At 41.8% G+C, this 13,124-nt stretch carries 10 protein-coding genes; 9 read left to right on the top strand and 1 reads right to left on the bottom strand.

All coding sequences use genetic code 11. From position 1 onward, the window contains the following. The first annotated feature begins 79 nt into the window (after window positions 1-79). The 8 genes from ptsG (at window position 80) to C6W18_RS11150 (ending at window position 9,533) form a co-directional block, all read left to right on the top strand. The gene (ptsG, locus tag C6W18_RS11185) at window positions 80-2,179 is read left to right on the top strand and encodes a glucose-specific PTS transporter subunit IIBC (RefSeq protein WP_105927593.1); all 2,100 of its coding nucleotides are present in this window, start codon (window positions 80-82) and stop codon (window positions 2,177-2,179) included. A 93-nt stretch (window positions 2,180-2,272) separates the two neighbouring features. Beyond that, window positions 2,273-2,539 carry a phosphocarrier protein HPr gene (locus tag C6W18_RS11180; protein WP_003211078.1) on the top strand — a complete coding sequence of 89 codons (267 nt, stop codon included), beginning with the start codon at window positions 2,273-2,275 and terminating at the stop codon, window positions 2,537-2,539. Beyond that, a complete protein-coding gene (gene ptsP, locus C6W18_RS11175) occupies window positions 2,539-4,257 on the top strand; it encodes a phosphoenolpyruvate--protein phosphotransferase (protein ID WP_034324912.1) in 1,719 nt (572 codons plus the stop codon). Before C6W18_RS11180 ends, ptsP begins: the two co-directional genes overlap by 1 nt. Before the next feature lie 99 nt (window positions 4,258-4,356). Continuing rightward, window positions 4,357-4,599, top strand: coding sequence for a splAB operon transcriptional regulator SplA (gene splA, locus C6W18_RS11170; protein WP_051691184.1), 243 nt, complete (start codon window positions 4,357-4,359; stop codon window positions 4,597-4,599). 81 nt (window positions 4,600-4,680) lie between these two features. Continuing rightward, on the top strand, window positions 4,681-5,709 hold the full coding sequence (splB, locus tag C6W18_RS11165; RefSeq protein ID WP_034324907.1) for a spore photoproduct lyase: 1,029 nt from the start codon (window positions 4,681-4,683) through the stop codon (window positions 5,707-5,709). Between the two features lie 115 nt (window positions 5,710-5,824). Beyond that, a complete protein-coding gene (locus C6W18_RS11160) occupies window positions 5,825-7,786 on the top strand; it encodes a methyl-accepting chemotaxis protein (protein ID WP_105927592.1) in 1,962 nt (653 codons plus the stop codon). Between the two features lie 75 nt (window positions 7,787-7,861). After that, window positions 7,862-8,647, top strand: coding sequence for an SDR family oxidoreductase (locus C6W18_RS11155; RefSeq protein WP_105927591.1), 786 nt, complete (start codon window positions 7,862-7,864; stop codon window positions 8,645-8,647). Between the two features lie 13 nt (window positions 8,648-8,660). After that, entirely contained in the window at window positions 8,661-9,533 is an 873-nt protein-coding gene (locus tag C6W18_RS11150; RefSeq protein ID WP_105927590.1) for an NAD(P)-dependent oxidoreductase, read from the top strand. Between the two features lie 240 nt (window positions 9,534-9,773). On the opposite strand, the gene C6W18_RS11145 is transcribed toward C6W18_RS11150, so the two are convergent. Beyond that, window positions 9,774-10,565, bottom strand: a complete 792-nt coding sequence (locus C6W18_RS11145) for a CAP domain-containing protein (RefSeq protein ID WP_034325158.1) — start codon at window positions 10,563-10,565, stop codon at window positions 9,774-9,776. A gap of 336 nt (window positions 10,566-10,901) precedes the next feature. Here C6W18_RS11145 and C6W18_RS11140 point away from each other — a divergent pair, with 336 nt between their 5' ends. Further along, a complete protein-coding gene (locus C6W18_RS11140; protein WP_105927589.1) occupies window positions 10,902-13,028 on the top strand; it encodes a peptidoglycan D,D-transpeptidase FtsI family protein in 2,127 nt (708 codons plus the stop codon). Window positions 13,029-13,124 lie beyond the last annotated feature (96 nt).

Genomic DNA, 13,124 nt, shown 5'->3' with positions numbered 1-13,124 from the left:
TAAACGGTTAATTATGAAATGTACGTCAGAGGGCGATTGAAATGTATGTTGTAAGCGAAAACAAAAGGAGGTTCAACCAGTGTTTAAATCACTTTTTGGGGTATTGCAAAAAATTGGACGAGCACTTATGCTTCCAGTTGCGATCCTTCCTGCTGCTGGTATTTTACTAGCACTTGGAAATGCGATGCAAAATCCTCAGCTGATTGATGTAGCTCAATTTTTAAGCAATGATACAATTCAGCTTGTGGCAAGTGTTATGGAAAATGCAGGGAACATTGTCTTCTCTAATCTTCCGCTCTTATTTGCTGTAGGGGTTGCCATCGGTCTTGCCAATGGGGACGGAGTGGCAGGAATTGCCGCGATCATCGGTTATCTTGTCATGAACGTTACGATGAGTGCCGTATTAATGGCCAATGGATCGATTCCGTCAGATTCTATCAAACTGGCCCAGTTCTTTAAGGAAAGCCATCCAGCGTATATTAATATGCTCGGCATTCCGACCTTGTCTACCGGCGTTTTTGGCGGGATCATTGTTGGGGTATTAGCAGCTTATATGTATAATAAATTTTACAAAATTGAGCTCCCGCAATATCTCGGTTTCTTTGCTGGTAAACGTTTTGTTCCAATCGTTACATCCATTTCAGCACTTATTTTAGGGCTTTTGATGCTAGTTATTTGGCCGCCAATCCAAGGTGCACTGAACTCGTTTTCAACAGGACTGCTTGCAGCGAATGAGCCGCTTGCTGCCTTCGTATTCGGTGTGATTGAACGCTCACTTATTCCGTTTGGTCTGCACCACATTTTCTACTCTCCATTCTGGTATGAGTTCTTTAGCTATAAGAGCTTATCAGGAGAGCTTGTCCGTGGTGACCAGCGTATCTTCATGGCACAAATCAAAGATGGTGTTCAGCTGACAGCCGGAACATTCATGACAGGGAAATATCCTTTCATGATGTTTGGACTTCCAGCCGCAGCACTTGCGATTTACCATGAAGCAAAACCTAAGAATAAAAAGCTTGTAGCTGGAATTATGGGTTCAGCGGCACTTACTTCTTTCTTAACAGGGATTACAGAACCGCTTGAATTCTCATTCTTGTTCGTTGCCCCATTATTATTTGCAATTCACTGTGTATTTGCTGGATTATCCTTTATGATAATGGATATTCTAAACGTGAAAATCGGCATGACCTTCTCAGGAGGGTTGATCGACTTCTTCTTATTCGGTATTTTGCCAAACAGAACGGCTTGGTGGCTTGTGATTCCAGTAGGTCTCGTACTTGCTGTCATTTATTACTTCGGATTTAGATTCGCAATTCGCAAATTTAATCTGAAAACGCCAGGTCGCGAGGATGAAGCAGCAGATGGTGCAAGCGGGGCTAAGGCTGGAAAAGCTGATGACTTGCCGTATGAAATCCTTGAAGCGATGGGTGACCAAGAAAACATTAAACACCTAGATGCTTGTATTACGCGTTTGCGTGTCACAGTAAATGATCAGAAGAAAGTGGACAAAGACCGCTTGAAAAAGCTTGGCGCATCAGGTGTCCTCGAAGTAGGGAACAACATCCAGGCAATCTTTGGCCCGCGCTCTGATAATTTAAAAACACAAATGCAAGACATCATTGCAGGCCGTACGCCACGTCCAGCTAAAGACCCTTCTGCAAAAGAAGAAGTCAGCCAGCAGGTCGAAGAAGTCATTGCAAAACCGCTTCAAAACGAGCAAGGGGAAGAAATCTTTGCTTCACCAATTACAGGGGAGCTTCATCCGATTACAGATGTACCAGATCAAGTATTCTCAGGGAAAATGATGGGTGACGGTTTCGCCATCTTGCCAAAAGATGGAACGGTGATTTCGCCGGTGAAAGGGAGAATCTTAAATGTTTTCCCAACGAAACACGCAATTGGCCTGCAATCTGATGGTGGACTTGAAATTTTGATCCACTTCGGTATTGATACGGTCAGCCTCAAAGGAGAAGGATTTGAAGCATTTGTAAAAGAGGGAGATCAAGTAGAAATCGGTCAAAAACTCTTAGAGGTTGATATTGATAAAATTAAGTCAGAAGTACCATCTTTGATGACACCAATTGTATTTACAAACTTAGGTGAAGGACAATTTATTGACCTTCAAGAATCCGGTGAAATCAAGGCTGGTCAAGAAAACATCATGAAAATTTCAAAATAATTTTCATAACTGCCGTTCTTGTTAGATGACAAGCTCGGCAGTATGATATAATATTGTGGATGTATTAATTGTATAAAAAGGAGATTGATAAAAATGGCTCAACAAACATTCAAAGTAACTGCAGATTCTGGAATTCACGCACGTCCTGCAACAGTTCTTGTACAAACTGCTAGTAAATATGATGCTGATATCAACTTAGAATATAATGGTAAAACAGTGAACCTTAAATCTATTATGGGTGTAATGTCTCTAGGAATCGCGAAAGGTGCTACGATCACGATCTCTGCTTCTGGTTCTGATGAAAATGATGCACTTGCTGCGCTAAAAGACACAATGAAAAGTGAAGGCCTAGGCGAGTAATGCAACAACTGAAAGGAATCGGTGCTTCAGCAGGCGTTGCGATTGCAAAAGCATATCGTCTCGAAGAACCAGATTTAACAGTTCACCAAAAAGACATCAACGATCCAGAGACAGAAGTGAAACGTTTTGAAGAAGCAATTCATGTTTCAAAACAAGAACTTGAAGCAATAAAAGAACATGCGCTAAAAGAGCTTGGCCAAGACAAAGCAGATATCTTTTCTGCGCACCTTCTTGTGTTAAGTGATCCGGAGCTGCTAAACCCAGTGATGGATAAAATCAAATCTGATAAAGTAAATGCTGAATTTGCTTTAAAAGAAACAGCAACAATGTTTGTCACGATGTTCGAAGCAATGGACAATGAATACATGAAGGAACGTGCAGCGGATATTCGCGACGTAACAAAACGTGTTACTGGACATTTGCTAGGCGTTGATATTCCAAACCCAAGTATGATTTCTGAAGAAGTCATTATCATTGCAGAAGATTTAACACCTTCTGATACTGCTCAGCTAAACAGACAATTCGTCAAAGGTTTTGCGACAGATATCGGTGGTCGTACTTCTCACTCAGCTATCATGGCAAGATCAATGGAGATTCCAGCAGTTGTTGGAACAAAAGAAGCAACAAAAACGGTGAAAAACGATGATCTCATCATTGTTGATGGTATTACTGGAGACGTCATCATTCAGCCTTCTGAAGATGAAGTGAAAGCGTATCAAAAAAAGCATGAAGACTTCTTAGCTCAAAAAGCGGAATGGGCGAAACTTGTTGACCAACCAACAGTCACAAAAGACGGCGTTCACGTAGAGTTAGCTGCAAACATCGGAACACCTGAAGATGTAAAAGGTGTACTTGAAAATGGCGGCGAAGCAGTCGGATTGTACCGTACAGAGTTTTTATACATGGGCAGAGATCAGCTTCCAACAGAAGAAGAACAGTTCAATGCTTATAAAACAGTGTTAGAGAAGATGGAAGGTAAAGCAGTTGTTGTCCGCACACTTGATATTGGTGGCGATAAAGAACTCCCTTACTTGCAGCTTCCAAAAGAAATGAACCCGTTCCTTGGCTTTAGAGCGATCCGCCTTTGCTTAGAAGAGCAGGAGATTTTCAGAACACAACTACGCGCCTTACTTCGTGCAAGTACATATGGAAACTTGAAAATCATGTTCCCTATGATCGCGACGTTACCTGAATTTAGAGAAGCAAAAGCCATTTTACTTGAAGAAAAAGAAGCGTTGGTTGCCGCTGGTACAGACGTATCTGATTCCATTGAAATCGGTATAATGGTGGAAATTCCATCAACAGCTGTCATAGCAGACCAATTTGCAAAAGAAGTGGATTTCTTTAGTATTGGAACAAATGATTTGATTCAATACACAATGGCTGCTGATCGAATGAACGAACGAGTGTCTTATCTTTATCAGCCATACAACCCAGCCATTTTACGTCTTATTACGCTTGTTATTGAAGCAGCGCATAAAGAAGGTAAATGGGTTGGCATGTGCGGTGAGATGGCAGGAGATGAAATCGCAATCCCACTTCTACTTGGATTAGGATTAGATGAATTCTCAATGAGTGCAACATCCATTCTTCCAGCAAGAACACAGCTAAGCAAGCTTTCTAAGGAAGAAGCTGCATCATTTAAAGAGCATATCTTATCACTTAGCACCACAGAAGAAGTGGTTGAATTCGTCAAGAAAACGTTTCAACATAACTAAGTGAATCAAACCAGACAGGTTTAACTGTCTGGTTTTTTTGTCGAATTTTATCATATTGAGTCATATCGAGCAGAGAGAAGGGTAACCTATAATTAAAAAATGGAGGTGACCAGATTGCCTTTCTCTGACTATAAGCCGGGTGATCAAGTATATGTGATTTATCGAAATCCACATGCAGCAAACGTAGCACAAATTAAAGAAGCGGAAATCGTTTCACATCCATACCACGAAGAGGAGCTTGCGCTATTTCTACTGGAAACATATCATCCATTAGCACCTGATGATGCCGTATTTCCAACATACGAAGAAGCAGAAGCCCTTTATCAAGATTTGTTTGAATAAGGGAGATTTTAGAAAGGATAAAAGCCATCCTGAGCGGTTAAAGTAACGGTATGAAACCTTAAAGGTAAGGATGTGCTAAATATGATCAAACCTTTCGTCCCCCAGCTTGTTTATATTGAACCTCGGGCGTTAGAATACCCGTTAGGACAAGAGCTGAAGGAAAAGTTCGAGGGTATGGGAATTGAAATAAGAGAAACGACTTCACATAACCAGGTGAGAAATATCCCAGGGAAAAATGACTTGCAAAAGTATCGCAATGCAAAATCGACGCTTGTCATAGGTGTGCGGAAAACATTGAAGTTTGATACCTCTAAACCATCTGCGGAGTATGCGATCCCTTTTGCGACGGGATGTATGGGGCATTGTCATTATTGCTATCTGCAAACGACAATGGGAAGTAAGCCGTACATTCGTACGTACGTTAATGTAGAAGAAATATTAGATCAGGCTGAGCAGTACATGAACGAGCGTGCACCGGATATCACAAGATTTGAAGCCTCTTGTACTTCTGACATCGTAGGAATTGACCATTTGACACATACACTAAAGCGAGCGATTGAATATTTTGGGCAAACCGACCTTGGCAAGCTTCGCTTCGTTACTAAATTTCATCATGTCGATCATCTATTAGATGCAAAGCACAACGGTCGAACAAGATTCCGCTTTAGTATCAATGCTGATTATGTCATAAAATATTTTGAACCCGGAACATCACCGCTTGATCAGCGGATTGAAGCAGCTGTCAAAGTGGCAAAAGCAGGCTATCCTCTTGGCTTTATTATAGCCCCAATTTACATTCACGAAGGCTGGCAGGAAGGGTATAAAGTTCTTTTTGAAAAGCTCGATGCCGCCCTTCCTGAAGATGTGAGACACGATATCACCTTTGAAATGATTCAGCACCGCTTTACAAAACCAGCGAAGCGTGTCATCCAAAAAAACTATCCAAAATCAAAATTAGAATTAGATGAAGAAAAAAGAAGATACAAATGGGGTAGATATGGAATCGGGAAATATATTTACCAAAAAGATGAGGAACAAGAACTAAGGCAGACGTTAGAATCATATATCGATCAGTACTTTCCGTCTGCAAAAATTGAATATTTTACTTAAAACAAGCCTTTATGGCTTGTTTTTTCTATTTAAATTTTCTTACAACTATTGAATGCGGTACCAATTTTGCCGATATACAAAATAAGATGCGAAAGTAGGATGTAGGGGTGATGAGATGTTTAAGAAACTTCAAATGAAGATAGCTGTTTTTATCTCAGTTATTTTAATTTTAACAGTCGTGGCGGTTCAAGTGGGTTCCAACTTGGTATTAAAACCACTCATTGAACGAGATGCTAAAACCACCACAGCAGCAACAGCAGAAAGCATGAAAGACATTATTGCATTAAGACTTGATGGTTACAGTGATACAATTAACAAACTAGCAACAAGTACACTTACTGAAGATTTTGCACAAAAACAAACAAAACAAACATTGGCATTTGAAAGCGATGAACTAAAAGGTTTACAGGAGCAGGATGAACTCATCTCGCTTGCCTATATTGGAACAAGTGATGGCAAAATGTTCGCTTTCCCAGAGTCCGATTTTGGTGAAGGATATGATCCTTCTAAACGAGATTGGTATATTCAAGCGGCTGAAAAGCCGGATGAGGTCCTGTGGACAGACCCATATATTGATAAAGCAACGAATGAAATGGTCGTCTCAGCCACTAAGGCGATTGTACGAAATGGAAAAGTCATTGGAGTCGCTGGACTTGATTTGAAGCTGTCCTCCATTCAATCCTATATAAAGGAACAAAAGATTCCTTATATGGGAACCGCTTTCTTAGTTGACGGCACAGGAACCATTTTGGCGCATCCAACAGAGCAAGGAAAGAACATATCAAAAGTCGCTTCTGTGAAAAAAGCGATCGACAATTCTGGAATTGATGATAATAAACAGCTGACCGTCATATCTAAAATTAAAGAAACCAATTGGACGATAGGGGTCAGCTTTGAGAAAAAGAAACTGCTTTGGATCACAGAACAAATGAATCAGACAAGCATCATTATATCCGTCATTGCCATTATTCTTGCGATGATCCTCAGCTTCTTATTGGCAAGAAGCATCACAACGCCAATCAAGCGTCTAACAGGGCATGTCCGTAAGGTGTCAGAAGGCGATTTAACAAGCACGCTTGCAACGAAGTCCAAAGATGAAATTGGTATCCTCACGAAAAGCTTCAATCAAATGACTGAGGACATCAGGGAGTTAATTGAAAAAGTGAAAGGGGCTTCAGACCAGGTTGTGAAATCAACGGACGAAGTCACGCAAATTTCAAATGAGACCTTGCTATCAAGCGAACAGATTGCAACTGCCATTCAAGAGGTGGCAACAGGGGCGTCCAAACAAGCCATAGATGCTGAAACAATAAATGAAAAATCAGAGCATTTGTATGAAAAAGTACGTCATATGGGTGAGCTTGCCACACAAATGCAAGTCAACTCAAAATCATCTGAAGATGCAGGCTACAGAGGGCTCGATGCTCTTGGTTTGCTCGTCCAAAAATCAACACAAGCGAATGAAGAATCGAAGAAGGTAGAGCAAATGCTGCTTGACCTTGAGCATAAAACGAAAAATATTGAAAACGTCGTGACGGCGATCTCTGAAATCTCTGATCAAACGAATTTACTTGCACTGAATGCAAGCATCGAAGCAGCGAGAGCAGGAGAAAGTGGACGAGGGTTTGCCGTCGTCGCAGAAGAAGTAAGAAAGCTTGCTGAACAATCTGCGCAATCAACAAAACACATTAGTGAAACTGTGAAACTCATTCAAGATGAATCGAAGAAGGCAGCTGAAGCGATGACAGCAGCAAGTAAAATGAATGAGGAACAAGGTGATGCCATCAATGCAACAGGTGAGGCACTCAGCAGCATCACAATGGAAATGCAGGCACTTGTCGGTTCAATCGACAGCATTCATACACAGATCAATGAAATGACAGAAGAACAGCAGAAGATGAGTGACTCCATTCAAAGCATTGCTGCCATTTCAGAAGAATCTGCTGCCTCAGCTGAGGAAGTGCATGCGTCTACAGATGAACAAGTCCAAGTGTTAGAAAGAACGAAAACCTCAACTGAAATGCTGAACGAATCAAGCCAGGCGTTACGTCAGGCGGTTGACCGGTTTAAGCTGTAATAGAATGGAAAGGGACCTTGCGACGTGAGCAAGGTCCTTTTTGTATGCTAAAATAAGAGCAGAGGAGGTGTTGACATGGATGTCAATCTAATTGGAAAAAAAGCATTGGTAGCTGCAAGCAGTCAAGGTATTGGAAAAGCCATTGCCTTTGCTCTAGCAAAAGAGGGAGCAGATGTGATGCTCTCAGGAAGACATGAGCAGACGCTGAAAGAAACAGTCAAAGAATTGTCCCCGCTTGTCAAAGGACAGCTGACTTATCAAGTATGTGATGTATCTGACGCCGAGCAAATCAAGGCGCTTGTCGTAGCAGCTGCTGGTGATGAAAAGCGTCTTGACATTCTTGTGAACAATACAGGCGGTCCTCAAACAGGGACGCTCGAAACCTTAACGGATCAAGATTGGCTGGAATCATTTCAGCTTCATTTACTCAGCTATATCCGGTTATTAAAAGAGGCCTTGCCTTATTTAAAAAAACGCGGCGCACGCGTGTTAAATATTGCGTCTATGTCGGTGAAAGAACCGATTCCAGGCTTGATGCTGTCGAATACATTTAGACCGGCGATTGTTGGATGGACAAAAACAGCTGCTCAGGAACTTGCAAAAGATGGCATTTTGATCAATACGTTAGCCCCGGGAAAAATTGAAACAGAGCGCGTCAAACAGTTGGACAAGCACCGCGCACAAACAGAGCATCAATCAGTTAAAGAAATCAAAGCACAGGCAGAACGAGCGATCCCACTTGGCCGGTACGGACAGCCACAGGAATTTGCGACATATGCCGCTTTTCTTTTATCTGAAGCCAATACATATATGACAGGTCAAACACTGATCATTGATGGTGGATTGACAAAGTCACTTTAAGGAGGAACACATGATGGCACAAATCAAAACAGTTGGTTTCATTGGAATCGGTGTAATGGGACATAGTATGGCAGGACATGTAATGGATGCCGGATATGAGGTTCTCGTGTATACAAGAACGAAAGAGAAGGCAAACGCATTGATTCAAAAAGGCGCTTCATGGAAGTCGACAGTGAAGGAAATCGCAGAAAGTGCGGATGCTGTCATCACTATGGTCGGGTATCCATCAGATGTGGAAGAGGTCTATTTAGGGGAAGAAGGGCTCGTGACACATGCTTCTCCTGGTACTTATCTCATTGATATGACCACATCGAAGCCTCAGCTTGCAAAAGAAATTGAAATGAAAGCGAAGGAAAGGGGCCTATTTGCGTTAGATGCACCGGTATCAGGTGGTGACGTAGGGGCGAAGAATGGTACGCTGGCCATTATGATTGGCGGAGAAAGGGAAGCCTATGAAGCTTGTCTGCCTCTATTTGAGCAAATGGGTGAAAACATTCAATATCAAGGACCGGCAGGAAGCGGTCAGCATACAAAAATGTGTAACCAAATTGCGATCGCAGCAGGCATGGTAGGTGTCGCAGAGGCAATGGCCTATGCCGAAAAATCAGGTCTTGATCCAGAGCAGGTGCTTAAAAGTATCACAACAGGAGCTGCAGGTAGCTGGTCCTTGTCAAACCTTGCGCCAAGAATGCTGAAAGGTGATTTTGAGCCAGGATTTTATGTGAAGCATTTTATCAAGGATATGGGCATTGCACTTGAAGAAGCAGAGCTGATGGGAGAAGAGATGCCGGGCCTCTCACTTGCGAAGTCACTTTATGAGAAGCTCAGTGAGCAGGGCGAAGCAAACAGTGGCACACAAAGTATCTATAAATTATGGGTAAAATAAAAATCCTGTCCCACCGAGGACAGGATTTCAGCGTGTAGGCAAACCCTCGCATTCGTTGTCAGTCCTGCGCGCTGGTGCTCACGAATGTTCAATTCGCTCCGCGCCAGTGCTCGTCTTTCCTAGACTTCAAGGGTTTTCTATCACGCTGAAAAGAAGACAAAAGGCTAAAATAAAGATCATTTTAGCCTTTTGTCAATAATATGAAAAATCCTGTCCCACCGAGGGACAGGATTTTTCATATTATTTTCCGATGAATTGCTGCGTCCAGTAGTTGCCAGCTTTCACATAACCAACACCGATATGTGTATAGTTTTTGTTTAAAATGTTCGCTCTGTGACCTTCACTGTTCATCCATGCTGTTACAACTTCTTGAGGTGATCTTTGACCTTGTGCAATGTTTTCACCTGCTGTTTTGTAAGTGATACCGAATTTCTTCATTTGATCAAAAGGAGATCCGTAAGTTGGGCTTGTATGAGAGAAATAGTTTTTATCTTTCATATCTTGAGATTTTGCGCGCGCAGATTTGCTTAATTTTGAATCAACAGAAAGTGCCTTTAATCCTTGTTTTGCACGCTCTTTATTTGTTAGCTCAACCACTTCTTTTTCGAATGCATTTAAGCTGCTGTCCGCTTTTGTTGCAGTTGTGTCTTTTTGGTCAGCTTTTGTGTTGTTATTGTTTTGTTTTGCTGGAGTGCTTGGTTTAGAAGCAGTTGGTTTTTTCACTGATTCTTGTTTTTGTTCATTTTTAGCTTTGTTTACTTCTTTCACTACTTTTGTACCAGTAACAGGTTGACCACTTTTGATCAGCTTGTTTAATAGTGCTTCGATTTCTTTTTGATTCGATTTGCTTAGCTTGTTTACATCTGATGAGATATGTAATTTTGCAGCTAATGTATGAAGATCAATGGCTTGATGCTGTACGGGTACGACTTGTTTCAGGTTAAGCTCCTTTGCATCAGCTGAATGCCCTCCGGTGAACGTGATCAATGCAGCAGCTGTTAGCGCTGAAAAAAAGAATGATTTCTTCTTCATCATGTAACTCCTCCTAAAATCTTTGTTTTGTTTTCTCACAGAAAATCATAACATGGACTTTTTGTTATAAACATACCAGCATCCTCCATTGACAAAGTGTGTTTGTCATTTTTGTTAAAGTCATAGAAAGAGCCTCTTCACATCAAAGGATAGGGAATTTTTCCATTTAAAGAAAACGACATAAACATACCAATATTTTAAAGTGTTAGTATATTTTTTTTCATAATAGGGATTGACAGCTTTTTTTCACTTGTTTCGCTGTAACAACTATTACAAAAGTGTTACAATAATGAGTGATAATTGTAAAAGATTGAAAGGATGAGAGGAGATACATAAGTGGGAGAGAAACAGCATCAAGGTGCTGCCGAGCAGAAAAAAATTAAGCGCCGGAACGCCTGGAGGATTAATCTCTTTTTCTTCGCTGTATTTAGTTTATTCGCTGTACTTGTGATCAAGCTCGGTGTGCTGCAAATCGTCAATGGTGAGGATTATAAAAAGCAAGCAAACCGAACAGAGGTCAAAACAGCATCATACCCGTCTCCAAGAGGAAAAATGTATGACGCGAGAGGAAGAGTCGTCGTTGATAACGAAAGTGTACCTGCTATCGTTTATACATCAGAAAGCGGTGTGAAAGCGGAGGATAAGATTAAGGTAGCAAGAAAACTTGCGACTTATATAAAAATGGATACTGATTTTTTGAGAGAGCGAGACATTCGAGATTTCTGGCTGGCCAGCCACCCGGAAGAAGCCGATAAGCTGATTTCAAAAGCAGAAAAAAAGGACATCAATGCGAAAGATGTCTATCCGCTTCAAGTGGAGCGTGTGCCAAAGAAAGAAGTAAAGGCCATTGAAAACGATGCAACCGAAAAAGCAGTTGCTGCTATCTATCGAAGATTTACAGGAGGCTATGCCTTTGAGCCTCAAATTGTGAAAGCAATGGACCCGAACGAAGAGAAAAAAGGGGACGAAAAAGTTGCTTTACTCGATGAAACAAAAGAATCAAAACAGACATCATCAGAGAGTTTGACATACGAAGAAATTTCACTTGTGTCAGAGCACCTTGATGAACTGCCTGGCGTGAATGTCATCAATGACTGGACAAGAAAATATCCGTATGAAAAGACCCTTTATAATGTACTTGGCGGTGTGACCACACCAGAGCAAGGGATTATTAAAGAACGTGAAGATTACTATATGGCAAGAGGCTACTCGCGAAATGACCGAGTAGGGAAAAGCTATTTAGAATATCAATACGAGGATTTTCTAAATCCAGAGAAAGCGACCGTTCAATATACACAAGTCGGTGGGAAGCTGCTTGATGAAATCAAGCGGACAGAGGGACGAAGAGGACTTGACCTTGCGCTGACATTTGATATGGAGCTGCAAAAAGAAGTCGACAAGATCGTCGAATCAGAGCTTAGATCCGCCAGTGCAAGAAACTATATGATGGACCGCGCCTTTGTTGTCATGATGGACCCTAACACAGGGGATATTCTCGCCATGTCAGGAAAGAAAATGGACGGCAGAGATGTCACAGATTATGCCATTGGAAACTTTACAACGCAATATGAGATGGGCTCTGTCGTAAAAGGAGCCACTGTACTATCTGGTTATCAGGACGGTATGTCACATAATCAATCCTACATGGATACACCGCTCTACTTTGCAGGGAGTGGGGGAAAACCGAAAAGGTCTTACAAAGATCTTGGGTGGGTTAACGACCTTCAGGCGCTTCAAAAAAGCTCAAACGTCTATATGTTCCAAGTAGCGATGAGAATGGCAGGTATCACCTATCAAAAGGATGGCCCGTTACCAGCAAGACCTGAACACTTACAAAAAATGAGAAACTATTATGCGCAATTCGGCCTTGGCGTAAAAACAGGGATCGACCTGCCGCAGGAATCAAGTGGAATGCAGACGCATCCTAAGACGGTCGGCGGGCTCTTGCTTGATGAAGCAATTGGGCAGTATGACACGTATACACCGCTTCAAGTCGCACAATACATGTCGACAATCGCCAATGGAGGCCACCGTGTTCAGCCAAGAGTGGTGAAAAGTGTTCACCTTCCAACGAATAAGGAAGAAGTAGGCCCGGTTGTGAAAAAATATGAGCCGAAGGTGCTGAATACCATTAACAACTCGAAAGCTGATATTGACCGCGTGAAAATGGGGCTGAAAATGGTCACATCAACAGGCGGAACTGCCGCTGGCCGGTTCGGTCAGCATGATGTAGCGGGGAAAACAGGCACAGCCCAAACCTTTTACTATGGCGCCAACCGCAGCTGGTGGGGAAATGCCACGTACAATTTAACGTTTGGAGGATATTATCCTTCTTCTAATCCAAAGGTGGCTTTTAGTGTCGTGACTCCTTATGTCTCAGATAAAGATTCTGTCATTAAAACGATCCCGAGTAAAATTGTTGATAAGTACGTTGAATTACAAAAAAAATACGAAAAGCAATAAACAGCAGAGAGCACAGCAAGAGAATGTGCTCTTTTTTGCTGAAAATATGGACGTTTCACTCGATTATGGAAGGAAAATACGGGTTTTCTAGCGAAT

Source organism: Bacillus sp. LLTC93 (assembly GCF_002993125.1).
Classification (GTDB): Bacteria; Bacillota; Bacilli; order Bacillales; family Bacillaceae; genus Bacillus; species Bacillus zhangzhouensis.
The sequence above is the reverse complement of the archived record's forward strand: the minus strand, read 5'-3'. Positions and strand labels throughout refer to the sequence as shown.

What these genes read in the sequence shown, in the direction of transcription:
- C6W18_RS11180 (WP_003211078.1), top strand. Translation starts at nt 2,273, where the DNA reads ATGGCTCAACAAACATTCAAAGTAACTGCAGATTCTGGAATTCACGCA.
- ptsP (WP_034324912.1), top strand. Translation starts at nt 2,539, where the DNA reads ATGCAACAACTGAAAGGAATCGGTGCTTCAGCAGGCGTTGCGATTGCA.
- splA (WP_051691184.1), top strand. Translation starts at nt 4,357, where the DNA reads ATGGAGGTGACCAGATTGCCTTTCTCTGACTATAAGCCGGGTGATCAA.
- splB (WP_034324907.1), top strand. Translation starts at nt 4,681, where the DNA reads ATGATCAAACCTTTCGTCCCCCAGCTTGTTTATATTGAACCTCGGGCG.
- C6W18_RS11160 (WP_105927592.1), top strand. Translation starts at nt 5,825, where the DNA reads ATGTTTAAGAAACTTCAAATGAAGATAGCTGTTTTTATCTCAGTTATT.
- C6W18_RS11155 (WP_105927591.1), top strand. Translation starts at nt 7,862, where the DNA reads ATGGATGTCAATCTAATTGGAAAAAAAGCATTGGTAGCTGCAAGCAGT.
- C6W18_RS11150 (WP_105927590.1), top strand. Translation starts at nt 8,661, where the DNA reads ATGGCACAAATCAAAACAGTTGGTTTCATTGGAATCGGTGTAATGGGA.
- C6W18_RS11145 (WP_034325158.1), bottom strand. Translation starts at nt 10,565, where the DNA reads ATGAAGAAGAAATCATTCTTTTTTTCAGCGCTAACAGCTGCTGCATTG.